Below are 24,931 nucleotides of genomic sequence, written 5' to 3' on the forward strand. Positions count from 1 at the left end.
CCATAACCGGCGCATTGATCCAATTTTCTGATGCATTTTCGCGCAAAATCCTACCTCTCAGCTGCTTTGGCCCTACAGGAGCGGTTATCCTTACCGCTACTGTTTCACTACTCTTTTTATAGCCTGTCGGGAACTTGTCGGCAGTCGCCATTTACTCATGCAAGAGGCCGGCGATTTCGATCGACTGGCCACCCTCCCCACTTTTCGAGATGTCCGCCATGCCTGCCAACTCCTCCATCATCCTGGTCGTCGAAGACGATGCCATCGTGCGCATGCTGATTGTCGATGTGCTGGAGGAGCTGGAGTTCAAAGTTCTTGAAGCCGATGGCTGTGAGCAGGCGCTGGATTTTCTCAATGACGAGGACCAGCACATTGACTTGATGATGACCGATGTCGGCCTGCCAGTGATGGATGGCCGAGAACTGGCCGCTCAGGCGCGCATGCTGCGCCACGATCTACCGGTCTTGTTTGCCAGCGGTTATGCCGAAAGCATCGAAGTGCCCGAAGGGATGCATGTGATTGGCAAACCCTTCTCCATCGATCAGTTGCGGGACAAGGTCAAGAGCATTCTCGAGTGAACCTGCTACCGGCCATGGTCTAATACCGCCCCCTCGTAAATTTGTCTGCCCCCTGCACGCTCCAAGGAAACCCCGTACATGAGTGAACCTCGCGCAACCAGAGTCCTGGTCATTGGTTACGTCTGGCCCGAGCCCCGCTCCTCCGCAGCCGGCGGCCACATGATGCAGATCCTTGAGACATTCCTGCAGCAGGGTTGGGACATCACCTTCAGCAGCCCGGCCGGCAGCGGCGAACACCGGGCTGACCTGACGGCGCTGGGTATTCGTGAGGTGCCGATCGAGTTGAATAACAGCAGCTTCGACACGTTCGTGCGCGAACTGGCCCCGGATTTGGTGCTGTTCGATCGCTTCATGATGGAAGAACAGTTTGGCTGGCGCGTTGAGAAACATTGTCCCCAGGCCCTGCGTGTGCTGGAAACGTCCGACCTGCAAAGTCTGCGCGATGCCCGGCATCAAAGACTCAAGGCGCGATTGAAGGCCAGTGATGACGCCAATGACTTCACGGACTTGTTTGCACCGGCGTTGCGCGAGGAGTTCGAGTTCATGGCCGATACCGATCTGGCCAAACGGGAGATCGCCGCGATTTATCGTTGTGACTTGAACCTGATGATCTCCGAGGTGGAAATCGAGTTGCTGGTCGAGCAGTTCAACCTTCCGCGAAGCCTGCTGCATTGGTGCCCGCTGATGGTTGATCTGCCGAACCAGCTGCCGGTACCGTTCGAAGGCCGCGCGCACTTCCTGCACATTGGCAACTTTCGGCATGCGCCCAACTGGGATGCGGTGCTTTGGTTGAAAACTGTCATCTGGCCAATGATCCGCGAGCAGTTGCCTGGCGCGCAGTTGCATATCTATGGCGCTTACACGCCGCCCAAGGCAACCGCGCTGCACAATGCCGGCCAGGGCTTTCACGTGATGAACTGGGCGGAAGATGCGTTGCAGGTCATGTCGGCGGCTCGGGTGAGCCTGGCACCACTGCGTTTTGGCGCGGGAATCAAAGGCAAAATCGTTGATGCAATGCTCTGCGGTACGCCGACTGTCACCACGCCAACAGGCGCTGAAGCCATGCATGGCTCGCAAGCCTGGCCCGGAGCCGTGTGCCGAACCGCCCGCGAGTTCGCCGATAACGCGGTGCGCTTGCACACCGACAAGGCTGATTGGCAGCAAGCCCAGCGCCAGGCCCAGGCACTGCTCGCCAGCCGCTACCAGCAGTCCACCCATGGCCCGGCCCTGATTGAAAAGCTGCAGTATTGCCAACGGCATCTGGCGCAGATCCGCCGGGATAACTTTACCGGCAGCATGTTGCGCCACCATCAACACAAGAGCACCCAGTACATGGCGCAATGGATTGAGGCAAAGAATCGCGTTCCAGAAAAAGTTATATGACCTACGGCGCTCCAACATAGACAGGACGTAATAACGCTGGCAGATGCCCCCTACGATGGTTTTTATCTACGACTGGTTCAGCACCACACGAAGCCGGGGCACGCGCTGCTGCATCATCAGCACCGATTTTTTCGAAGAATCCGACATCGTCCGCTATTGCTGGAGCCCCAGCAGCATGAAAGCCGTTTACGGCCACGCGCTCCATGAGTCCACAAGGTCTCGCTAGACGTCATATTGCGGCAAACTGGCATTTGCCACTGCGCAAAGGGCATGATCACGGTGCGTTAACAAGAAAAGCGTGCCGACATGACTCGTAATGCCAGAGTAACCGACCCTTCCTATGAGCTGATGGATGACCACAACGGGTTGTCCATCATCTACCGCCAGCACGGGTTTCCCTGCCCGTTGGTACGCTGGCATTTCCACAAGGAATACGAGTTGCACCTGATTGTCGCCAGCTCCGGCAAGGTGTTCATCGGCGACTACATCGGCAATTTCTACCCCGAAAGCCTGTTCCTGACCGGCCCGAATCTGCCGCACAACTGGATCAGCCAGGTGGCCGAAGACGAAGTGGTGCCCAAGCGCGACATGCTGGTGAACTTCACCGATGAGTTGTTCGACAGCGGCTATCAGGTGTTCGCCGAACTCAAGACCCTCGCCCCGCTGCTGGAGCGGGCGCAGTACGGCATCGAATTTCGTTGCAAGCACACCATCCGCCAGGCGATGGACCTGATGCAACGCATCGCTGATACGCAGGGCGTGACGCGGCTGGGGCACTTTTTCATTCTGCTGGGATTGCTCGCAGCCACTGACGACTATCAGTTGTTGTCCGGCGCCACGACGCCGCAACTGGCTGACGAGCACAACATCGACCGCACCAACCGCGCGGTGGATTACATCTTTGCCCACTACGCGCGGGAGTTGCCGCTTGAAGAAGTCGCCGAGCACCTGGGCATGAAACCGACCTATTTCAGCCGGGTGTTCAAACAGGCCACCGGGCGCAATTTCATCGAGTTCGTCAATCGCCTGCGCATCAGTAAATCCTGCGAGTTGCTGGCCGACGGCGACAAACCGGTGACCGACGTCTGTTTCGAATCGGGCTTCAACAATATTTCCAACTTCAACCGGCGTTTTCAACAGCTCAAGGGCATGACGCCGTCCCATTACCGGCGGTTGGTGGTACAGCGTCTGACCGAGCAAAACCACGGCTGACATCACCCGTCCCCGGGGGAGCTGGCTTGCCAGCGATGAGGCCTGCGCAACCAACATCTCTATCGACTGATCCACCGCCATCGCTGGCAAGCCAGCTCCCACAGGTTTTGACCTGCCTGGTGTCGAAAACCTGTACGGATTCGATATCACTTCACCGCTGAAAAGCCCTTCCCTGCGTCTACCGCTCTAAACCCCAGTGCAAAAAAGTATCGATTCAAGTGCGACGGATGATTTGTTTCGCCGTGAATTGAAGGCTGTAATCAGCGCAGATTCTTCCTACAAGCGGAAGACACAAAAACAATAACCGTCCTTCTGTTCCCCCTCGGGAGCAGAAAAGGAGTGCACGATGCAACCTTCTGTAAAAGCTCTGCTTGCCCTCACCTGCATGACCCTCAGCAGCGTCAGCCTCGGCGCCCAGACCCTGACCATCGCCACCGTCAACAACAGCGACATGATCCGCATGCAAAGGCTCTCGAAAACCTTCGAGGCCGAACATCCGGAGATCAAGCTCAATTGGGTGGTGCTTGAAGAAAACGTCCTGCGTCAGCGCCTGACCACCGACATCGCCACCCAGGGCGGGCAGTTCGACGTATTGACCATCGGCATGTACGAAGCGGCACTGTGGGGCGCCAAGGGTTGGCTGGAACCGATGAAGGACCTGCCGGCGAGCTATGCCCTCGACGATGTGTTCCCCTCGGTGCGTGAAGGTTTGTCGGTAAAGGGTTCGTTGTACGCACTGCCGTTCTACGCCGAAAGCTCCATCACCTACTATCGCACCGACCTGTTCAAGAACGCCGGGCTGACCATGCCCGAGCGCCCGACCTGGGAACAGATCGGCGAGTTCGCCGGCAAACTCACCAACAAGGATAAAGAGCAGTACGGCATCTGCCTGCGCGGCAAGGCCGGTTGGGGCGAGAACATGGCGTTGATCACCACCCTCGCCAACGCCTATGGCGCGCGCTGGTTCGATGAGCAATGGCAGCCGGAATTCACCGGCGCCGAGTGGAAAAACGCGCTGAACTTCTACGTCGACACCATGAAGAAATCCGGCCCGCCGGGCGCATCGAGCAACGGTTTCAACGAAAACCTGGCGCTGTTCAACAGCGGCAAATGCGCGATCTGGGTCGATGCCAGCGTCGCCGGCTCGTTCGTCACCGACAAGACCCAAAGCAAAGTGGCCGATCACGTCGGCTTCACCTACGCCCCGCATCAGGTCACCGACAAAGGCTCGGCATGGCTGTACTCCTGGGCACTGGCGATCCCGACCAGTTCCAAGGCCAAGGATGCGGCGAAAACCTTCAGCGCCTGGGCGACCTCCAGGGAATACAGTGCGCTGGTTGCAGAAAAAGACGGCATCGCCAACGTGCCGCCAGGCACCCGGGCCTCGACCTACAGCGAGGCGTACATGAGTGCCGCGCCGTTTGCCAAGGTGACGCTGGAGTCACTGAAAGCCGCAGACCCGAGCAAGCCGACGCTGAAACCGGTGCCCTACATCGGCATTCAGTTGGTGACCATTCCCGAGTTTCAGGGCATTGGCACCCAGGTCGGCAAGTCGTTTTCCGCGGCGCTGATCGGTCAAATGACGGTCGACCAGGCCCTGACGGCGGCGCAGCAAACCACAGAGCGAGAGATGAAGCGCGCCGGTTATCCCAAGTAACCGCCACTTAACCTGTGGGAGCTGGCTTGCCAGCGATGAGGCCGGCACATTCAACATTGATGTCGACGGCTCAATCGCCATCGCGGGCAAGCCCGCTCCCACAGGGTTCGCGTCTATGTCAGGAATGTTGTTCTTTCCTGAACATGTTTCTGCACCCAAACGGTCGTGATCACCATGAATACCTCAACTGCCAAAGCTCACATGGAAATCCCTCAACCGCTGCGTAAAAGCCGGTTGAGCAACCCAGGCTGGTTTCTGGTCAGCCCTTCGGTGGCGTTGCTGCTGCTGTGGATGATCGTGCCGTTGGGCATGACGCTGTACTTCTCGATGATTCGCTACAACCTGCTCAATCCGGGTGAAAACGAATTCGTCGGGCTGGAGAACTTCACCTACTTCCTGACGGACTCGGGGTTCCTGCCCGGGGCCACCAACACCCTGTTGCTGGTGGGCAGCGTGCTGCTGATCAGCGTGGTGTTCGGCGTGTTGATCAGTGCCTTGCTGGAGGCCAGTGAATTTCTCGGCCGAGGCATCGTGCGGGTGATGTTGATCTCGCCGTTCTTCATCATGCCCACGGTCGGAGCGCTGATCTGGAAAAACCTGATCTTCCATCCGGTGTCGGGCATGCTCGCCTACGTCTGGAAACTGTTCGGCGCGCAACCGGTGGACTGGCTGGCGCATTACCCGCTGCTGTCGATCATCATCATTGTCTCGTGGCAATGGCTGCCCTTCGCGATCCTGATCCTGATGACTGCCATGCAGTCCCTCGATCAGGAACAGAAGGAAGCCGCGCGCCTGGACGGTGCCGGGCCCGTTGCGATTTTCTGGCACCTGACGTTGCCGCACCTGGCCCGGCCCATTGCCGTGGTGGTGATGATCGAAACCATCTTCCTGCTCTCGGTGTTCGCCGAAATCTTCACCACCACCAACGGCGGCCCCGGCTACGCCTCGACCAACCTCGCCTACCTGATCTACAACCAGGCGCTGGTGCAGTTCGACGTCGGCATGGCCTCCGCCGGCGGCTTGATTGCGGTGGTGATCGCCAATATCGCGGCCATCGTGCTGGTGCGAATGATCGGCAAAAACCTGACAGATAAAGCCTGAGGCCCGCGCCATGACCCTTCAACAATCCCGTCGCCTGCAAAGCCTGCTGCTCGGCACCCTGGCCTGGGCCATCGCGATCCTGATCTTTTTCCCGATCTTCTGGATGGTGCTGACCAGTTTCAAGACCGAAATCGACGCGTTCGCCACGCCGCCGCAGTTCATCTTCACCCCGACCCTGGAGAACTACCTGCACATCAACGAGCGCAGTGATTACTTCAGTTTCGCCTGGAACTCGGTGGTGATCTCGTTCAGCGCCACCGCGCTGTGCCTACTGATTGCGGTGCCGGCGGCCTACTCGATGGCGTTCTATGAAACCCAACGCACCAAAGGCACGCTGCTGTGGATGCTCTCGACCAAGATGCTGCCACCGGTGGGCGTCTTGATGCCGATCTACCTGCTGGCCAAGAGCTTCGGTCTGCTGGATACGCGCATCGCGCTGATCGTGATCTACACCCTGATCAACCTGCCGATCGTGGTCTGGATGATTTACACCTACTTCAAGGACATCCCCAAAGACATCCTCGAAGCCGCTCGGCTGGATGGCGCGACCCTGTGGCAGGAAATGGTCCGCGTGTTGCTGCCGATCGCCAAGGGCGGGCTGGCCTCTACCGTCCTGTTGTCGCTGATCCTGTGCTGGAACGAAGCGTTCTGGTCGCTGAACCTCACCTCATCGAAAGCCGCGCCACTGACCGCATTGATCGCCTCGTACTCCAGCCCCGAAGGATTGTTCTGGGCCAAGTTGTCGGCGGTGTCGACCCTGGCCTGCGCACCAATCCTGATCTTCGGCTGGATCAGCCAGAAACAACTGGTGCGCGGCCTGTCGTTCGGCGCCGTGAAATGAATACCCATTGTGGGAACGGGCTTACCCGCGATGGACGTAAACGATAACGCGGGCTGCCTCAACAAACGTGACGCCTGTGAGTTCATCGCGAGCAAGCTCGCTCCTACAGGTTCAACCAAATAACCAACAGTGGAGGCCCACCACCATGGCCAACCTGAAAATCAAGAATCTGCAGAAAGGCTTCGAAGGCTTTTCCATCATCAAAGGCATCGACCTGGAAGTGTACGACAAGGAATTCGTGGTGTTCGTCGGCCCGTCGGGCTGCGGCAAATCCACTCTGTTGCGCCTGATCGCCGGCCTGGAAGAAGTCAGCGGCGGCACCATCGAACTCGATGGCCGCGACATCACTGAGGTCAGCCCGGCCAAGCGCGATCTGGCGATGGTGTTCCAGACGTATGCCCTGTATCCGCACATGAGCGTGCGCAAGAACATGTCGTTCGCCCTCGATCTGGCGGGCGTGCCCAAGGCTGAAGTGGAGAAGAAAGTCAGCGAAGCCGCGCGCATTCTCGAGCTGGGGCCGATGCTGGAGCGCAAACCCAAGCAATTGTCCGGTGGTCAGCGTCAGCGCGTAGCGATCGGGCGGGCCATCGTGCGCAACCCGAAGATTTTCCTGTTCGACGAACCACTGTCGAACCTCGACGCGGCACTGCGGGTACAGATGCGTCTGGAACTGTTGCGCCTGCACAAAGACCTGCAAGCGACGATGATCTACGTGACCCATGACCAGGTCGAAGCCATGACCATGGCCGACAAGGTGGTGGTGCTCAACGGCGGCAAGATCGAGCAAGTCGGCTCGCCCCTGGACCTCTATCACCAACCGGCCAACCTGTTTGTCGCCGGTTTTCTCGGCACGCCGAAAATGGGTTTTCTCAAGGGCAACGTCAGCCGTGTCGACAGCCAGGGTTGCGAAGTGCAACTGGACGCCGGCACCCGCATCACTTTGCCGCTCAGCGCTGCCGACCTGACCGTGGGTGGCGCGGTGACCCTGGGCATTCGTCCGGAACACCTGGAGCTGGCCAAGCCTGGCGACTGCACACTGCAAGTCACTGCCGACGTCAGCGAACGCCTGGGCAGCGACACCTTCTGTCACGTCGTGACCACTTCCGGCGAGGCCTTGACCATGCGTGTGCGCGGTGATCTGGCCAGCCGCTACGGTGAGTCCTTGAGCCTGCATCTGGACGCCGGGCACTGCCATTTATTCGATGCCAACGGCGTGGCGCTGACCCGCCCACTGCGCGTTGCCGCCTGATTTCAGAGAACCTGTGATGAAACTCAATAGACAGAACCTCAACCGCCTCGCCCCCGAAGTGGCCCTGCCCGCCTACGCCCTGAGTGACACTCGCCAAGGCATCGCCCACATTGGCGTCGGCGGCTTCCACCGCGCCCATCAGGCGTATTACACCGACGCCCTGATGAATACCGGCGAAGGCCTGGAATGGGCGATCTGCGGTGTCGGCCTGCGCGCCGAAGACCGCCGTGCCCGGGACGATCTGAAAGAACAGGACTACCTGTTCACCCTGTTCGAACTGGGCGATAGCGACGACACCGAAGTGCGGGTCATCGGGGCCATTCGCGACATGCTGCTGGCCGAAGACGGTGCCCGGGCGCTGATCGAAAAACTGGCCAGCCCCGAAATCCGCATCGTCTCGCTCACCATCACCGAAGGCGGCTACTGCATCGATGACAGCAATGGCGAGTTCATGGCCGGGCTGCCGCAGATCCAGCATGACCTGGCGAACCCTGACGCACCGAAAACCGTGTTCGGCTTCCTCTGTGCCGCACTGGCCAAACGCCGGGCGACTGGCACACCGGCGTTCACCTTGATGTCCTGCGATAACCTGCCGCACAACGGGGCCGTCACCCGCAAGGCGTTGCTGGCCTTCGCGGCATTGCGCGACGCCGGTCTGCGCGACTGGATCGAGCGCAACGTGAGTTTCCCCAATGCCATGGTCGACCGCATCACGCCGATGACCAGCACCGAACATCGCCTGCAACTGGCCGACAAGCATGGGCTGGACGACGCCTGGCCGGTGGTCTGCGAACCCTTTGTGCAGTGGGTGCTGGAAGACAAATTCGTCAATGGTCGCCCGGCCTGGGAAAAGGTCGGCGTGCAGTTCACCGACGACGTCGCGCCCTATGAAGAAATGAAGATCAAACTGCTCAATGGCAGTCACCTGGCCCTGACTTATCTGGGTTTTCTGAAGGGTTACCGCTTTGTCCACGAGACCATGAACGATCCCCTGTTCGTGCGCTACATGCGCGCCTACATGGACCTGGATGTGACCCCGCAGTTGTCAGCGGTACCGGGAATTGACCTGACCGAGTACAAAAACACGCTGGTGGCACGTTTTTCCAACCAGGCGATTGCCGACCAACTGGAGCGCGTTTGCTCGGACGGTTCGTCGAAGTTTCCGAAATTCACCGTACCGACCATCAACCGCCTGATCGCCGACGGTCAGGACACCAAACGGGCGGCGCTGGTCGTGGCCGCCTGGGCCTTGTACTTGAAGGGTGTGGACGAGAACGGCGACACCTACGCCATCCCGGACCCACGGGCGGCGTTCTGCCAGGCGCTGGTGGCCGATGATGCGTTGATCACCCAACGGATACTGGGGGTCGAGGAGATCTTTGGCACGGCGATACCACGCTCGGCGGAGTTTGTCGCGGCGTTTGAGTGGTGCTGCAACAGCTTGCGCGATGTCGGGGTGACGCGGACGCTGGAGAGGGTTCTGGCATAAGTCCTGCGTTGAAGCTGCTGCCGTCGCGGGCTTGCCCGCGATGACGACCTGACAGACAACGCAGATGCTCAATGGTCACCAAGATCGACCTGACACACAGGACCTGCCATGACAAACCAACAACTCTTCCTCGGCATCGACTGCGGCACCCAGGGCACCAAAGCCATTATCCTGGACGCCGTCAGTGGTCAAGTGCTGGGCCAGGGCGCTGCTGCGCACAAGCTGATCAGTGGCGCCAATGGCCGCCGTGAACAGGACCCGGCGCAGTGGCTCGACGCGTTGACCCTCGCCACCCGGCGCGCCTTGCTGGCAGCCAATGTCGACGGCCAGGCCATTCTGGGCATCGGCGTATCCGGCCAACAACACGGCCTGGTGCTGCTCGACCATCAGGGCAAGGTGCTGCGCCCGGCCAAGCTCTGGTGCGACACCGAAACCGCCGAAGAAAACGATCGACTGCTCAGGCATCTGGGCGGCGAAAAAGGCTCGCTGGAACGTCTGGGTGTGGTCATCGCCCCAGGCTACACCGTGTCCAAACTGTTATGGACCCAGGAACAGCATCCCGAGATTTTCTCCCGCATCGCTCACGTGCTGCTGCCCCACGATTACCTCAACTACTGGCTCACCGGGCGCAGCTGCAGCGAGTACGGCGACGCCTCCGGCACCGGCTACTTCAATGTGCGCACCCGCCAATGGGATTTGCAGTTGCTGCGTGACATCGACCCCAGCGGCCGCTTGCAAGCGGCGTTGCCGGAACTGATCGATGCTCACGCCCCCGTCGGCACCGTGCTGCCGAGCATCGCCGGGCACTTGGGCATCAACCCGCGCGCGCGGGTCTCCAGCGGCGGCGGTGACAACATGATGGGCGCGATCGGCACGGGCAACATCAAACCGGGCGCGATCACCATGAGCCTCGGTTCGTCCGGGACGATCTACGCCTATGCCGATCAGCCGAAGGTCAGCCCGGACGCTGCGGTGGCGACCTTTTGCTCCTCCAGCGGCGGCTGGCTGCCGTTGATCTGCACCATGAACCTGACCAACGCCACCGGGGTGATCCGCGAGTTGTTCGATCTGGATATCGAGTGTTTCAACGCGCTCGTCACCCAGGCCCCCATCGGCGCCGAAGGCGTATGTATGCTGCCGTTCCTCAACGGCGAACGCGTGCCCGCCCTGCCCCATGCCACCGGCAGCGTCCTGGGTCTGAACATGACCAACCTGACCCAAGCCAATCTGTGCCGTGCCGTGGTCGAAGGCACTACCTTCGGCTTGCGATATGGACTGGACCTGCTGCGCGACAATGGCTTACAAAGCCGCAGCATCTGCCTGATCGGCGGCGGTTCGAAAAGTCAGGTGTGGCGGCAAATAGTCGCCGACACCATGAACACGCCAGTGATCTGTACCGAACAAAGCGAAGCCGCCGCCCTGGGCGCGGCGATTCAGGCGGCGTGGAGTACATCCTGGGCCAACGGCCACGAAGACAGCCTCTCGGACCTGTGCGAGCGTTGCGTGAAACTCGACCTGGCCAGTGAAACCTTGCCGATTGCAGAAAACGTGATGGCCTCCCAACAGGCCTACGAACGCTATCGACAGCATGTCGCAACCCTTTAAAGAGCGAATAACTATGTATCTGGTGTGTGGCGAAGCGCTGTTCGATTTCTTCAGTGAAAACGACGCCAGCGAATTGGCTTCAAAAGTGAATTTCAAGGCGATTGCCGGCGGCTCGCCGTTCAACGTCGCGGTGGGTTTGTGCCGCCTGGGCGTCGACGCAGCGCTGTTTGCCGGATTGTCGACCGACTACCTCGGTCGGCGCTTGTTGCAAGTGTTGCAGGACGAAGGCGTAGACACTGACTACCTGGTGGATTTCCCGGCGCCCACCACCCTGGCCATGGTCGCGGTCGGGGCCAATGGCTCACCGCACTACAGCTTCCGTGGCGAGGGCTGCGCGGACCGGCAACTGAAACCGGAACATCTGCCGGAACTGGGGACGCAAGTGCGCGGGTTGCACATCGGTTCATATTCGCTGGTCGTGCAACCCGTGGCCGACACGCTGCTGGAGTTGGTGCGTCGCGAAAGTGGTCGGCGCCTGATCAGCCTCGACCCCAACGTGCGGCTTAACCCTGAACCCAACATCGAGCTGTGGCGCTCACGGATTGCCACGTTGGTGGAGCACGCCGACCTGATCAAGGTCAGCGATGAAGACTTGAACCTGCTGTATCCCGGGCAAGACCCGGCACGGGTGATTGATGGCTGGTTGCAGCACCGTTGTCAGTTGGCGTTTTTGACCCGAGGTGGCGAAGGCGCCACCGTGTTCAGTCGCGCCCACGGTTCGTGGTCGATTCCCGCCTGTGCGGTGAAAATCGCCGACACTGTCGGTGCCGGCGATACCTTTCAAGCGGCTTTGATTACCTGGTTGACCGAGCAGCAGCTGGATTCGGCTGAAGGCGTGGGCCAATTGAGTCGTGAACAGATCGACGCGATGGTCAGGTTTGCGGTTCAGGCTGCGGCGCTGACGTGCAGCAAGACCGGACCGGACTTGCCGTATCGGCATCAATTGGGTCGTCGTTGAATTCGAAGGCCCTGTCGCAGGAGCGCGGCCCGGAGCAAGCCCGTTCCTACAGTTCCCGGTCATTCACAACGGGCGCCGTGGGAGATTCGACGACTTTAGCCGGAACGTTGCCGCCAAACGGTAGCGGCCAGGCGACAGGCGGCGTACAGGTGACTTAACCAATGCTTAATCGCGCAGTCCAACACTCTACTGGACCGCACTCCCGCAGAGCCCTCTGACGCCCAGTGCGGCAGGTTCGACAACACGTCGAGCTGACTTACGCCTGCACTGGAGATCGCCTCATGAACTCGCGCAACCTGCTCGTTTCCGCCGCCCTGGTCTGTGCCTCATTGACAGGGGTTGCACAGGCCAACGACACCACTACCACCACTCAATCCGTACCTTCCTATCACTACGGCATGTCGCTGCACGTGGGTAAAGTCATCGCGCTGACCGAACCCGACACCCTGGATTGCAAGGTCGTCACGGCGCAAATGAAGTACATCGATGACCAGTCGGGCAAGCCTGCGGAAATCGCCTACCGGAAACTGTCTGACGCCTGCAGTTATCAGAACTGACTGAAAAGTCTGAAATAACACCTTGCGGTATTCGTGAGCGGGTTCTGGCGCTATGCTCTAGCGCCTTCCCCCACTGCCGCAAGGATTCGCCATGCAGTTATCGTTTCGTACGCTGTCGACATTCACTGCCACATTGTGTCTGCTACTGGCGCTGGTCTGGGGGTTGACGCCCCAGTGGTTACTGGCGACCTGGGATATCGAATATTCGCTGGCGGCTGGACTGATGGCACGACGGATCGCCGTATTGTTTGCGGCGTTGTGCGTGATTTTTTATCGGATTCGCAATGAAGCACCGTCACCCATCCGTCAAGCATTGAGCTATGGCTTCACGGTTGGATGCTGGGGACTGGCGGCGCTGGGTTTCGGCGAATGGCTCAATGGCCATGTCGGTCCGGGCATATTGCTTGCGGTCGGATTCGAACTGGCGCTGGGCCTGGCGTTTTTCCAGACCCGACGCGTATCGGTGGAGCTCGAGACAGTGGGCTAACCGGCCTTGCCCACCACGTGGCGGTGAACGCTTTCCGTATGGTGAAGTTCAAGGTCTGAACGCAGTTCGGCGATCAAATCATTGATTTCCCGGCAGCCATTGAGTTGTTGAGCGTTTATGCCCGTTTTCAATAGATCCAGCTGATCGGTCTCACCGTCCGAATACACTTTTACCGTCATCGACAACTCCGGCGTCAGCGTGCATTGGCAGCGCTTCGGTAGAAAACTGCTTTCAATGATGTTGCGTAGTTCCAAGGCAGATAAAAACATGGCGACCCTCTCCTTTGTGAGACTGCCAATCAACTGTCGGTGCTGACTCATGTGAAATCCCGGCCAGCTTGAGAACTACTCCAGCATAAAACATGCCTTGAATTTCGCTGTGCAGTTCATCGGTAAATCAAGAAGTTATTCCGGCGTTCTCAAATATTGACCGTGCAATTTGCAAAAAACACATTCAGAGGCCCTGCAATTTGCACACTCCGATGTCCGGTTTGCATTAGCCGCCGATGCCGTCAAGAATAGAAACACGCTGATCCAGTATCCGCTGACCCCACACATACGCAAGGAGGCAACATGGGTTGTTGGACCGCTAACACCACCGTTGGGCTGATAGTTGCCGTACTGTCGAGCGCTGCGCACGCAGCGAAACTTGAAGAGGTCGCCCCCTTTCCGAAACCTGAAAGTGGCTTTACCCGCCAGGTTATCCACCTCACCCCGCAAGCCCGTGAAGACGACTACCAGGTCGAGATCCTCGCCGGCAAAACCTTGAACGTCGACTGCAATCGCCAACGCCTGGGCGGCATTCTCGAAGAGAAAAACCTTGAGGGTTGGGGCTATCCGTTCTACCGCCTGGAAAAAGTCATCGGCCCAATGAGCACCCTCATGGCATGCCCGGATGGCAAGAGTCACCAGGACTTCGTGCCGGTGGTCGGTGACGGGTTCATGCTGCGCTACAACAGCAAACTGCCCATCGTGCTCTACGTGCCCAAGGACGTCGAGGTTCGCTACCGGATCTGGTCAGCCTCCGGCAAAGTCGATAACGCAATCGCTGAGTAACCGTGAAACGCACCGTTTGCCGTCCGCTTGCCGGCTGACTTGATTCACGCCGGGGCGTCGCATAACGCGGCGCGCTCGGCCACATGCCGCAAACTGTCGAAATTGATATTGGCCCCCGAATCGATGGCCACGAAGGTCTGGCCACGGGCTGCGCTTCTGGCGACGTACTTCTTGATTCCAGCCACCGCCAATGCACCGGAAGGTTCGGTGATCGAGCGGGTATCGTCATAGATATTCTTGATCGCGGCGCAGAGTTCGTCGTTGCTGACGGTCAGCACTTCGTCGACGCAGAACCGGCACACTTCAAAGCCATGGGCGCCGATCTGTGCGACGGCCACGCCATCGGCGAAGGTGCCGACGCTTGGCAGGACGACGCGCTGATCTGCCTGCAATGCTGCCTGCAAGCAAGCGGAGTGCTCCGATTCGACACCGATGATGCGTACTTCAGGCCGAAGGTATTTGACGTACGCCGCAATGCCGGCGATCAAGCCACCACCGCCCACCGGTACGAAAATAGCGTCCAGCGGCCCCTGGTGCTGACGCAGGATCTCCATGGCCACGGTGCCCTGCCCCGCGATCACATCCGGGTCATCGAAGGGCGAAACGAAAGTCTTCCCGGTCGTTTGCGCCAGGTCCAGCGCAAAGGCCAGGGCAAACGGAAAGCTCTCGCCATGCAACAAAGCATCCGCGCCACGGCTGCGCACCCCGAGCACCTTCAGTTCCGGTGTGGTGGCGGGCATCACGATTGTGGCGTCGATCCCCAGCTCACGTGCAGCCAACGCCACGCCCTGGGCGTGATTTCCCGCCGACGCCGTCACCACGCCCCGCGCCTTTTGCTCAGGGCTCAGTTGGACCAGTTTGTTGTAGGCGCCACGGATCTTGAAGGAGAAGGTGGGTTGCAAGTCTTCGCGTTTGAGCAGGATTTGATTGCCCAATGCCGCAGACAGCGCTGGCGCCAGTTGCAACGGCGTGCGCACCGCCAGCTCGTAGACCGGCGCCGCAAGGATCTTTTTGACGTAATGCTCAAGCAGGGATTGTTGGGTGTGCACGCGGGTCATGATCGTCTCCTGACGTTGATCAGAGCCCCGAGACAGAAAATGAAAACCCGCCTCTAGGGCGGGTTGGGTGCTGCAGTCGTGAGCTAGCCCGCCAAATGAGGAATGGCGGTAATAATGCTTGGCTGGCAGCGCAATACGGTGGAAGTCATGTCCGGAAATTAGCCGGGTGCTGATGGCAAGTCAATGGCCAATTTTCTTTGGCTTGTTGATCCTGAATCTGTAGCGTCGTCGAGATTGCTTTCGCGGGCAAGCCCGCTCCCACAGGGTTTAGTGAGCACTTCAATTACGGTGAAGGGGGCCTCATTCACTTCGCCAATCGCTTCAGCCACAGCAACATCCCCCCTGCCCCGAACATCATTGCCAGCAAAAACAATGGATAAGAAACCCACCACGGGGTCCCCGCCGTCATCATGCTGAACTCGGACATGCCGCCGATACTCGCGATCAGGTTCAGCGGCAAAAACACCACGTTGATCAATGTCAGTTTGCGCAGCAGGTTGTTCATGCTGTTGTTCATCAGGTTGCCCCGGGCGTCGATGAGCCCGGAGAACACCGTCGAGTAGATTTCCGCCTGCTTGTAACACTGGTTGTTTTCGATGATCAGGTCGTCGATCAGGCCAATGGCATGGGCGCCGAAGTGCTCCTTTTCCGCATGATTGCGCAACCGGGTCAGTACCGCACCGTTACTGTGAATGGCGTTGATGTAATAGATCAGGCTTTCGCTGAGGTTGAACATCTGGATCAAGTGCTGGTTCTGCATCGACGCATTGAATTTCTGCTGCAACTCCCGGGCAACCATCTTGATCACTTTGAGGTGCCCCAAATAGTGATGGATGTTGTTGAACAGCAATTCGAGCAGCACATCCAGTGGCGTGTTCAGCGGCTGGCGCTTGCCGAGTCCGCCAAGGGGCGCATCGTCAGTGGTGATCACCAGCAAGCGGCCAGGGCAAAACAACAGGCCGCAGGACGACACTTGGAAAGCCAGGCTGTCGGCGCCAGAGTAATTGTCCGGTCGCTTCCAGATCAGGAACAGGTTGTCCGGGTGAAACTCGATGCGCGACACCTCGTCAGGGTCGAGCGCCGAGGCCAGGGCGTGATCATCCAGTTTGAATTGACTGTGCAGCAGGTCCCGTTCGGCGGCGTCGGGATTGCTGAACAGCATCACCTCGGCATCCAGTCTTTCAACGGCGTGCAGCGTACCGTGGCTCAATTGATAACTTTTGATCATTGGCCGCTCACCAGGCCTGGCCGCGGCGTTTGAGTTCAAGGCGGCGGACGAATTCCTCCAGGACCAGTGAATACAGATCGTCCTGCAAATAAGCGTCTTCGATGCCGGCGTCCATGTTCGGGTTGTCGTTGACTTCGATCACCACCACTTTGTCACCGGACTGCTTGAGGTCTACGCCGTACAAGCCATCGCCGATCAGGTTGGCGGTCTTCACAGCCAGCTCCACCACCGCGCGGGGCGCTTCGTGAACGGCCAGGGTCCGGCATTCGCCGTTGATGTCCTGGCCCTTGGCCTTGTGGTTGTAGATCTGCCAGTGTCCCTTGGACATGAAGTATTGGCAGGCAAAGATCGGTTTGCGGTTAAGTACGCCGATGCGCCAGTCGTACTCGGTGTAGAAGAATTCCTGGGCCAGCAACAGCACGGAATGCTCGAACAGCTCGGCCGTGGCTTCGAGCAATGCCTGCTGGCTTTCAACCTTGATCACGCCTCGGGAAAAACAGCCGTCGGGAATTTTCAACACCAACGGAAAACCGAGGCGCTCGCCGACCCGTTCGAAATCTTCCGGTCGCTCCTTGTAGAGGATTTCGGTGGCAGGCATGCCCAGTTGGTGGCTTTTGAGCAGGTCTGTCAGGTACACCTTGTTGGTGCAGCGCAGGATGGACGCTGGATCGTCCATCACCACCAGCCCTTCGCTCTCGGCTTTCTTGGCGAAACGATAGGTGTGGTTGTCGACGCTGGTGGTCTCGCGGATCAACAGTGCGTCGTACTCGGCGATTCGTGCGTAATCCTTGCGCTCAATCAAGTCGACGTCGATCCCCAGGGTCTTGCCGACCCTGACAAAGTTGTCCAGCGCCTTGGCGTTGGACGGCGGCAAGGCTTCCTGGGGATCGTGCAATATCGCCAGGTCATAACGAGCCAGACGCCTTGATCGCGGCATTCGCCAGATCTTGCGACTGAAACTGTCCAGCGAGTTCGCAAACTGATCTTCCTGGTCTTCGCGCAACTTGTGCAGCGCACCATACTTGATGCCCTCGATGTGCCAACCGTTAGTTCGGCGAAACTCAACTAACAGAATCGGACAGGCAAACACTTCAAATAGTTGGCGCGCCAGATCCTGTAAAGGCTCGATGTTGGTTTTGCCAAAATACAAGGTCAGGGTAAAGCCTTCGGTATCACTGTAGAGATGATGGCTGAGGGCTTTCTCAAGGGTTTTGTCCAGATCATCCAGCGCCAGGCCATACAGGGATTTACGCGTCAGCTCACTGATGGTCCGCACCGACGGGATGACCTTGTGGCCGCGCGCTTCGGCCAGTAGCGAGCAATAGTAGCCATGCCCGAGGTACTTGTAACTGCGACACAGGTTGATCACCTGAACGCGTTTGCCCTGGTCATTGTCGCGGGTTTGCTCGAGATACTCCTGGGCCGTAACGATGTCTTCACTGGGGAAGTAAGAGGCCCAATCTTCCTTGCGCTCGACGATGATAATCAATTGGCTGGAAGTTCTATTCGCATCATTTAAATAAGTTGCGGAAGTGATTGCTGCCGGCAAAGTTTGCTCGGATACTGCGCGCCAATGACCTTGTACCGCTGACATAGTGATTGATCCGTTGGAGAACAAGACCTTTCCTATTAAGCACGAACTTTTTCGAAAGTCCCGTTTCATTACGCAACTTTTACGGTGGTCATATGAGTCTGGTATTTCGGTTGGCGGTCACTGAGGATCTACCTGCACTACTGCAACTTGAAGAACAGTGTTTCACCACGGATCGGCTCAACAGTCGCAGCTTCCAATGGATGATCACTCGGGCACACGGACAACTGCTGGTGGCCCAGCGTGGCGAGGACCTGGTGGGATATGCCGTTGTGTTGTTCCATCGCGGTACGTCGCTGGCACGCCTGTATTCGATTGCAATCGCGGTCCAGGCGCGGGGCAGCGGTTTGGGCAAACAATTGCTCGAGCGCATCGAGGCCTGTGCACTGGCGCACGATTGCGCCTATTTGCGGCTGGAGGTGCGCATCGATAACCCGGCAGCGATTGCCCTGTATGAGCGCAATGGCTATCGGCGTTTCGCGTTGATTCACGACTACTACCAGGACCACGCCGACGCTTTGCGCCTGGAAAAGCGCATCCTTCAGCACCGCGACTCACGAAACATCCAGGTGCCCTATTACCCACAAACCACCGATTTCACCTGCGGTCCGGCCTGTCTGCTGATGGCTATGGGCGCGTTGCAACAGGGCCGAGCGCTGGAGCGCCGCGAAGAACTGCAGATCTGGCGCGAGGCGACTACCGTGTTCATGACTTCCGGTCACGGAGGTTGCAGTCCACAGGGCTTGGCACTGGCGGCCTGGCGGCGGGGCTTTCGGGTGAATCTGCAATTGAGCATGCCCGGCCCTTTATTCCTCGACGGCGTGCGCGACGAGCATAAAAAAGACGTCATGCGCCTGGTGCACGATGAGTTCACGACGCAGTTGCAAGCCACTGATGTCGAGTGTGCGATGGGCGGGGCGCTGAACCTGCCGCGCTTGCTGGAACAGGGAGGACAGCCGTTGGTGCTGATCAGCAGCTATCGATTGACCCGTTCGAAATCGCCACATTGGGTGATCGTCACCGATTGCGACGACGAATTCGTCTACCTGCATGACCCCGATGTGGACCATAGCCAGCATCGCCAACCCATGGACTGCCAGCATCTGCCGGTCAGCCACGGGGAGTTCGAAAAAATGTGCCGATTCGGCCGGGACAAGCTGCGGGCGGCGGTGATCCTGTATCGTCGCGAGTGAACGCCCCGATTTCTATGGCAAGGGGGCCTGCCCCTCTCCACAGGGCTGCGCGTTATTTCAGTCCCAGCTTGTACAGCCCACCGTTCGCTTCATCGGTCAGCACGTACAAATAGCCATCCGGTCCCTGCCGCACATCGCGAATGCGTTGATTGAGCTCACCCAACAAGCGCTCTTCGTGGACCACCCGATCACCGTCGAACTGCAAGCGAATCAATTCCTGAGTCACCAAAGCACCGATAAACGCATTGTGCTGCCAGGCCTTGAATCGGTCGCCGTCGTAGAACGCCAGCCCACTGAGGCCGGGGGATTTCTCCCAGACATGGTGCGGAGCGACGGTGCCTTCGGCGGTGGTGCCTTTGGCTTCGGGGATCGGCTGGCCGGAATAGTCGATGCCATGGGTGGCCAGCGGCCAGCCGTAATTCTTGCCGCGTTCGATGATATTGACCTCGTCACCGCCCTGGGGGCCGTGCTCGTTCTCCCAGAGGACGCCGGTCCAGGGGTTAAGCGCCGCGCCTTGGGGATTGCGATGACCGTACGACCAGATTTCCGGGCGCACGCCGGCCTGACCGACAAAGGGGTTGTCGTCCGGCACCTTGCCGTCGGGGTAAATCCGCACCACCTTGCCTTGCAGCTTGTCGAGGTCCTGGGCGGTCGGGCGGTCGTTGTTTTCTCCCAGGGTAATGAACAGATAGCCCTCCCGATCGAACACCAGCCGCGAGCCGAAGTGGTTGCCGACCGACAGCTTCGGTTCCTGACGGAAAATCACCTGAAAATCCTTGAGTGAGGTCAGGTCTTCGGACAAGCGCCCACGGCCGACGGCAGTCCCGGCCTTGTCCCCCTGACCTCCACCTTCGGCATAAGACAGGTAGACCGTGCGGTCTTGCTTGAAGTCGGGTGACAGCGCCACATCCAGCAAGCCACCCTGCCCCTTGGCCCAGACCTCTGGCACGCCACTGATCGGTGCCGAGAGTTTGCCGTCAGCCGTCACCCGCCTCAGGTTGCCGGCCCGTTCGGTCACGAGCATGCCCTGGCGGTCAGGCAGAAACGCCAGGGCCCAGGGATGTTCCAGCCCCGTGACGATCGGTGTGACTTCAAGCGTGCCCTGCTCGCTCGGCATCTCCTGAGCAGCCGCTGCCATGGCGGACAATGTGGTGGTCATCAAGGCGCTGGCGCAGACAATGGCCAGAAGGGTTTTACGCAACATGCACGATTCCTTTTGTCATGAGAAATGACCGACAGCCTGGCTGCCCGGCCATCACGGGTTGCGGGCGTCCGGGTCTCGCTGAGGCGGATTGGGGATGAACTTGGGTGGGCTGGTGGGGACCGGCCGATCCTGGGGATAACGATTGCCGACGCCACCATTATCGAGGGTCGGTGGCCGCGGAACCGGCACGGTGTTCGGCCCCCGGACGGCAGGTGCGCTGGGCTGTGTACCCTGCATGCTGTTTGGATTGGCGCGGCGAATCGGGCTGTTGTAGGGATTGTTATTGCTGCCCGGCAAGTTCTGGGCGATCTGCATCGGCGCACCTGACCCTGCCACATGAGCCTGAACCGCCGGAATGATGAAACCGCTGAGGGCCAGCGTGATGAGGCCAAGCATGCATCGGTTCATGGGGAGCCTCTCGACGTGAGCCAGAATAGAGTCTTCGATAGCACGCTACGCTCGGGGTTCGTATTTGTTAACAAAAAACTCCGAGAAGATGTAACACGAAGTTGGCGCCCCATCCCGGTGGGGCTGAAGGTCGCTGAAACTTTTTCCAGAGGCCACGTGTCAGCTGATCATCACTCACGAGTAGACGACCATGGCGCGGGCAATCTGGAAGGGCGCAATCAGCTTCGGCCTGGTGCACATCCCCGTGGCGCTGGTTTCGGCGACGTCTTCCCATGGGGTGGATTTCGACTGGCTCGACAGCCGCAGCATGGACCCGGTGGGCTACAAGCGCGTCAACAAGATCACCGGCAAGGAAGTGACCAAGGAACACATCGTCAAGGGTGTCCAGTACGAAAAGGGTCGATACGTGGTGCTCAGCGAAGAGGAAATTCGCTCGGCGCATCCCCTGTCGACCCAGACCATCGACATTTTTGCCTTTGTCGACAGCGAACAGATCCCGTTGCAGAACATCGACACGCCCTATTACCTGGCACCGGATAAACGCGGGGGCAAGGTGTATGCGCTGTTGCGCGAAACGCTCACCCGAACCAAGAAAGTCGCCCTGGCACGCGTAGTGCTGCACACCCGCCAGTATCTGGCGGCGCTGATGCCACTGGAATCGGCCATGGTGCTGGTGAAACTGCGCTGGCCGGCGGAAGTGCGCAGCCTGGAGGAGCTAGCGCTCGGCCCTGACGTCACCAAGGCCGAGCTGGCCAAGGGCGAACTGGATATGGCCAAGCGACTGGTGGAGGACATGAGCGCCGAGTGGTCGCCGGATGACTACCGGGACGAGTTTGAGGACAAGATCATGGCCCTGGTGGACAAGAAAGCCCACGAAGGCAAGATTGAGGATGTGGAAACGGCCACCGGCGAAGAGGAGCGCAAAACAGCGGATGTCATTGACCTGACTGAGTTGCTCAAACGCAGTCTGGGCGGCAAGGCGCCAGGCAAGGCGACCGCAAAACCCAAACCGGCTGCCAAACCGGCGGCAAGGAAAAAAGTCAGCAAGTAAGGCGCGCGGCCGGCCTGGCTCACCGAAGGCAAGCCCGCGATGCCCTCGGTCGACCCGGCGAATGAATCAGACCAGGATGAAGATCGCCAGCAACCCGCCGAAGATCGCCCACTTTTCCAGGTAATAGCGCTTACGGTTGCGCTTTTTCAGTTCTTTGCCGCGCAGACGAATCTTGTAGATCCTGCCGAACAGTCGATTAATGGCGCCGGTCCGGTCACCCTCCTCGTTCGGCGCTCCAGCCGCCGACATCACATTGCGACTGAACCAGGCGTTGAACGCGGCCGCCCAGCGATACTTCATCGGCCGTTCAACGTCGCAAAACAGAATGATCCGGTTCTGCTCGGTGGCGTTTTCGGCGTAATGAATGTACGTCTCGTCAAACATCACCGCTTCACCATCGCGCCAATGGTAGTTCTCGCCATCGACGTTGATGTAGCAACCGCTGTCGTTGGGCGTCGCCAGGCCCAGGTGATATCGGTATGAGCCGGCGTACGGGTCGCGGTGACGCACCAGTTTCGAACCCGGTGGCAATTCCGCGAACATCGCAGCCTTGATCGAACCGATGCTCTGCACCAGTTCGGTGGTGCGCGGGCATAGCTTCATCGCCGACGGATGGCTGTCGCCGTACCACTTGAGATAGAAGCGTTTCCAGCCGGATTTGAAGAACGAGTTGAAACCCACATCGTCATACTGGCTGGAGCGCTTGATTTCCCCGGCCTGCAAGAGGTTCTGGCCTTCGGCGCGGATTTCTTCCCAGTGGGCCTGCAACGGGCTCAGGTCGGGAAAGTCGGCCGGATTGAGATACGGCTTGTTGGGAAGCTTCGAGAACAGATAAAGGAAGCAGTTGATCGGCGCCAGAAACGTCGAGTGGTCGCTCAATTGGCGGCCCAGTTTATGGCGCACCCGCCCACGCAGATGGACATACGCGATGGAGACAACGTAGATAGCGGCAATGATGAGTTTCACGGAATTCGTCACACGTCATGGGTGAACAAACTGCGCGCCCTGCCAGTCTCTGGCCTGCGGGGCTTTTGCAGCGTCTGAATATGATTAGCAGCCCTATGGCACGCCGTTGAGCCGGCGCTGAATATCGGCGACTAATGATAGGTGGCATTTTAGCCACACTTTGTAACCAATAGTTAACCTGAAATGTTGAAAATCTGTCCGCTGATGCCAGCAAAGCGTCTGAGGGGCCGGATTGCCCTATCGTTTAAAGAGCCAGACCAGTACAATCGCCGCCAAACTTTATGCGCCCCCCCTTGGTTGATGACGGGAATGATCCCGGCCTCAGCGCAGGTACTGATTCGGTACTGCCGCCACCCGCTACTCTGAATGCTTCGCAGGAAAAACCTTTGATCTCTACAGCTAACATCACCATGCAGTTCGGCGCCAAGCCGTTGTTCGAAAACGTTTCGGTCAAATTTAACGGCGGCAACCGTTATGGCTTGATCGGCGCCAACGGTTGCGGCAAGTCGACCTTCATGAAGATTCTCGGCGGTGACCTCGAGCCGTCTGGCGGCCAGGTCATGCTGGAGCCGAACGTACGCCTGGGTAAATTGCGCCAGGATCAGTTCGCCTACGAAGAATTCACCGTGATCGACACCGTCATCATGGGTCACGAAGAGTTGTGGAAGGTCAAGGCCGAGCGCGATCGTATCTACTCGCTGCCGGAAATGAGCGAAGAAGACGGCATGGCCGTCGCCGAGCTTGAAACCGAATTCGCTGAAATGGACGGCTACACCGCCGAATCCCGCGCCGGTGAGCTGTTGCTGGGTCTGGGTATTCCCCTGGAACAGCATTTCGGCCCGATGACCGAAGTCGCTCCAGGCTGGAAGCTGCGTGTATTGCTTGCCCAGGCCCTGTTCTCCGACCCGGAAGTGCTGTTGCTCGACGAACCGACCAACCACCTGGACATCAACACCATTCGCTGGCTGGAAACCATTCTCACGGCGCGTAACAGCACCATGATTATCATTTCCCACGACCGTCACTTCCTCAACAGCGTCTGCACCCACATGGCCGACCTGGACTACGGTGAGCTGCGCCTGTTCCCGGGTAACTACGACGAGTACATGACCGCCGCGACTCAATCGCGCGAGCAATTGCTGTCGGACAACGCCAAAAAGAAAGCCCAGATCGCCGAGCTGCAAACCTTCGTCAGCCGCTTCTCGGCCAACGCCTCGAAAGCCAAGCAAGCGACTTCCCGCGCCAAGCAGATCGACAAGATCCAGCTGGCCGAGGTCAAGCCATCGAGCCGCGTGAGCCCGTTCATTCGTTTTGAACAGACCAAGAAGCTGCATCGTCAGGCCGTGACCATCGAGCAGATGTCCAAGGGCTTCGACGGCAAGACCCTGTTCAAGAACTTCAGCTTCACCGTTGAAGCCGGCGAGCGCGTCGCGATCATCGGCCCGAACGGTATCGGCAAGACCACCCTGCTGCGCACCTTGATGGGCGAACTCACCCCGGACGCCGGTTCCGTGAAGTGGACCGAGAGCGCTGAATTGGGCTACTACGCCCAGGACCATGCCCACGATTTCGAAGACGACGTCAGCCTGTTCGACTGGATGGGCCAGTGGACTCAAGGCGAGCAGATCATTCGCGGCACCCTGGGCCGCATGCTGTTCTCCAACGACGAGATCCTCAAGTCGGTCAAGGTCATTTCCGGTGGTGAGCAAGGTCGTATGCTGTTCGGCAAGCTGATCCTGCAAAAGCCGAACGTACTGGTGATGGACGAACCGACCAACCACCTGGACATGGAATCCATCGAAGCGCTGAACCTGGCGCTGGAGAACTATCCGGGCACGCTGATCTTCGTCAGCCACGACCGTGAGTTCGTATCGTCCCTGGCCACCCGCATCATCGAACTCAGCCCGAATGGCGTGACCGACTTCAGCGGCACCTATGACGACTACCTGCGCAGTCAGGGCGTGGTGTTCTAAGGGCAAGCTGCACGCCTTTAGCTGCACAAGCTGCCAATGAAAAGCCCTGTCCATGTGACAGGGCTTTTTGCATTTCAGACCAAGGTT

22 protein-coding genes and 2 pseudogenes are annotated in these 24,931 nt (G+C 59.0%); 17 read left to right on the forward strand and 7 right to left on the reverse strand.

The window, feature by feature from the left end; all coding sequences use genetic code 11:
• The first annotated feature begins 218 nt into the window (after nt 1–218).
• The 13 genes and pseudogenes from ACGJAX_RS22395 to ACGJAX_RS22455 all read left to right on the forward strand — a co-directional run bounded on the left by ACGJAX_RS22395 (nt 219) and on the right by ACGJAX_RS22455 (nt 13,117).
• A complete protein-coding gene (locus ACGJAX_RS22395; RefSeq protein ID WP_390956202.1) occupies nt 219–578 on the forward strand; it encodes a response regulator in 360 nt (119 codons plus the stop codon).
• 78 nt (nt 579–656) lie between these two features.
• On the forward strand, nt 657–1,961 hold the full coding sequence (locus tag ACGJAX_RS22400) for a glycosyltransferase (RefSeq protein WP_390956204.1): 1,305 nt from the start codon (nt 657–659) through the stop codon (nt 1,959–1,961).
• 64 nt (nt 1,962–2,025) lie between these two features.
• A pseudogene (locus ACGJAX_RS22405) lies at nt 2,026–2,187 on the forward strand (phospholipase); the annotation flags it as partial.
• An 80-nt stretch (nt 2,188–2,267) separates the two neighbouring features.
• Nucleotides 2,268–3,173 (forward strand): AraC family transcriptional regulator, encoded by a 906-nt coding sequence (locus ACGJAX_RS22410; RefSeq protein ID WP_090321422.1) that lies wholly within the window; start codon nt 2,268–2,270, stop codon nt 3,171–3,173.
• A gap of 346 nt (nt 3,174–3,519) precedes the next feature.
• The gene (locus ACGJAX_RS22415) at nt 3,520–4,830 is read left to right on the forward strand and encodes an extracellular solute-binding protein (protein ID WP_390956205.1); all 1,311 of its coding nucleotides are present in this window, start codon (nt 3,520–3,522) and stop codon (nt 4,828–4,830) included.
• 201 nt (nt 4,831–5,031) lie between these two features.
• The gene (locus ACGJAX_RS22420; protein WP_236693137.1) at nt 5,032–5,931 is read left to right on the forward strand and encodes a carbohydrate ABC transporter permease; all 900 of its coding nucleotides are present in this window, start codon (nt 5,032–5,034) and stop codon (nt 5,929–5,931) included.
• Between the two features lie 10 nt (nt 5,932–5,941).
• The gene (locus ACGJAX_RS22425; RefSeq protein ID WP_007936731.1) at nt 5,942–6,772 is read left to right on the forward strand and encodes a carbohydrate ABC transporter permease; all 831 of its coding nucleotides are present in this window, start codon (nt 5,942–5,944) and stop codon (nt 6,770–6,772) included.
• A 145-nt stretch (nt 6,773–6,917) separates the two neighbouring features.
• Entirely contained in the window at nt 6,918–8,021 is a 1,104-nt protein-coding gene (locus ACGJAX_RS22430) for a sn-glycerol-3-phosphate ABC transporter ATP-binding protein UgpC (RefSeq protein ID WP_390956206.1), read from the forward strand.
• A 16-nt stretch (nt 8,022–8,037) separates the two neighbouring features.
• Complete coding sequence (locus ACGJAX_RS22435) at nt 8,038–9,510, forward strand: mannitol dehydrogenase family protein (RefSeq protein ID WP_390956207.1); 1,473 nt, start codon at nt 8,038–8,040, stop codon at nt 9,508–9,510.
• 108 nt (nt 9,511–9,618) lie between these two features.
• Entirely contained in the window at nt 9,619–11,115 is a 1,497-nt protein-coding gene (gene xylB / locus ACGJAX_RS22440) for a xylulokinase (RefSeq protein WP_390956208.1), read from the forward strand.
• A 13-nt stretch (nt 11,116–11,128) separates the two neighbouring features.
• Nucleotides 11,129–12,073: a PfkB family carbohydrate kinase gene (locus tag ACGJAX_RS22445; protein WP_390956209.1), complete on the forward strand. Its 945-nt coding sequence runs from the start codon at nt 11,129–11,131 to the stop codon at nt 12,071–12,073.
• A gap of 281 nt (nt 12,074–12,354) precedes the next feature.
• On the forward strand, nt 12,355–12,630 hold the full coding sequence (locus ACGJAX_RS22450; RefSeq protein ID WP_390956210.1) for a DUF2790 domain-containing protein: 276 nt from the start codon (nt 12,355–12,357) through the stop codon (nt 12,628–12,630).
• A gap of 91 nt (nt 12,631–12,721) precedes the next feature.
• On the forward strand, nt 12,722–13,117 hold the full coding sequence (locus ACGJAX_RS22455; RefSeq protein ID WP_390956211.1) for a hypothetical protein: 396 nt from the start codon (nt 12,722–12,724) through the stop codon (nt 13,115–13,117).
• Here the strand turns inward: ACGJAX_RS22455 and ACGJAX_RS22460 are convergent.
• Complete coding sequence (locus tag ACGJAX_RS22460; RefSeq protein WP_090321402.1) at nt 13,114–13,386, reverse strand: DUF1652 domain-containing protein; 273 nt, start codon at nt 13,384–13,386, stop codon at nt 13,114–13,116. The genes ACGJAX_RS22455 and ACGJAX_RS22460 overlap by 4 nt on opposite strands.
• A 303-nt stretch (nt 13,387–13,689) precedes the next feature.
• Between ACGJAX_RS22460 and eco the strand changes: the two genes are divergently transcribed.
• Nucleotides 13,690–14,172 (forward strand): serine protease inhibitor ecotin, encoded by a 483-nt coding sequence (gene eco, locus ACGJAX_RS22465; RefSeq protein ID WP_390956213.1) that lies wholly within the window; start codon nt 13,690–13,692, stop codon nt 14,170–14,172.
• A 62-nt stretch (nt 14,173–14,234) separates the two neighbouring features.
• On the opposite strand, the pseudogene ilvA reads toward eco, so the two are convergent.
• From ilvA to ACGJAX_RS22480, 3 genes and pseudogenes are all read right to left on the reverse strand, one after another.
• A pseudogene (gene ilvA / locus ACGJAX_RS22470) lies at nt 14,235–15,230 on the reverse strand (threonine ammonia-lyase, biosynthetic); the annotation flags it as partial.
• A gap of 304 nt (nt 15,231–15,534) precedes the next feature.
• The gene (locus tag ACGJAX_RS22475; RefSeq protein WP_248914875.1) at nt 15,535–16,458 is read right to left on the reverse strand and encodes a magnesium transporter CorA family protein; all 924 of its coding nucleotides are present in this window, start codon (nt 16,456–16,458) and stop codon (nt 15,535–15,537) included.
• A gap of 7 nt (nt 16,459–16,465) precedes the next feature.
• Nucleotides 16,466–18,052, reverse strand: a complete 1,587-nt coding sequence (locus tag ACGJAX_RS22480) for a RimK-like ATPgrasp N-terminal domain-containing protein (protein WP_390956214.1) — start codon at nt 18,050–18,052, stop codon at nt 16,466–16,468.
• Nucleotides 18,053–18,144: 92 nt separating this feature from the next.
• Here ACGJAX_RS22480 and ACGJAX_RS22485 point away from each other — a divergent pair, with 92 nt between their 5' ends.
• Nucleotides 18,145–19,242, forward strand: a complete 1,098-nt coding sequence (locus ACGJAX_RS22485) for a peptidase C39 family protein (RefSeq protein ID WP_390956215.1) — start codon at nt 18,145–18,147, stop codon at nt 19,240–19,242.
• Between the two features lie 52 nt (nt 19,243–19,294).
• Here the strand turns inward: ACGJAX_RS22485 and ACGJAX_RS22490 are convergent, their stop codons facing one another.
• Together ACGJAX_RS22490 and ACGJAX_RS22495 are read right to left on the reverse strand one after the other, a co-directional pair.
• Complete coding sequence (locus tag ACGJAX_RS22490) at nt 19,295–20,446, reverse strand: PQQ-dependent sugar dehydrogenase (RefSeq protein ID WP_390956216.1); 1,152 nt, start codon at nt 20,444–20,446, stop codon at nt 19,295–19,297.
• A gap of 51 nt (nt 20,447–20,497) precedes the next feature.
• Complete coding sequence (locus ACGJAX_RS22495) at nt 20,498–20,854, reverse strand: hypothetical protein (protein ID WP_390956217.1); 357 nt, start codon at nt 20,852–20,854, stop codon at nt 20,498–20,500.
• A 190-nt stretch (nt 20,855–21,044) separates the two neighbouring features.
• Here ACGJAX_RS22495 and ACGJAX_RS22500 point away from each other — a divergent pair, with 190 nt between their 5' ends.
• The gene (locus ACGJAX_RS22500) at nt 21,045–21,905 is read left to right on the forward strand and encodes a Ku protein (RefSeq protein WP_090321383.1); all 861 of its coding nucleotides are present in this window, start codon (nt 21,045–21,047) and stop codon (nt 21,903–21,905) included.
• A gap of 66 nt (nt 21,906–21,971) precedes the next feature.
• Here ACGJAX_RS22500 and lpxO read toward each other — a convergent pair whose 3' ends face one another.
• Nucleotides 21,972–22,871, reverse strand: coding sequence for a lipid A hydroxylase LpxO (lpxO, locus tag ACGJAX_RS22505; protein WP_390956218.1), 900 nt, complete (start codon nt 22,869–22,871; stop codon nt 21,972–21,974).
• A gap of 386 nt (nt 22,872–23,257) precedes the next feature.
• Between lpxO and ACGJAX_RS22510 the strand changes: the two genes are divergently transcribed.
• Complete coding sequence (locus tag ACGJAX_RS22510; protein WP_090321229.1) at nt 23,258–24,844, forward strand: ABC-F family ATPase; 1,587 nt, start codon at nt 23,258–23,260, stop codon at nt 24,842–24,844.
• Nucleotides 24,845–24,931: the final 87 nt, after the last annotated feature.

Source organism: Pseudomonas moorei (assembly GCF_042846945.1).
In the GTDB taxonomy this organism is placed as follows: Bacteria; Pseudomonadota; Gammaproteobacteria; order Pseudomonadales; family Pseudomonadaceae; genus Aquipseudomonas; species Aquipseudomonas moorei.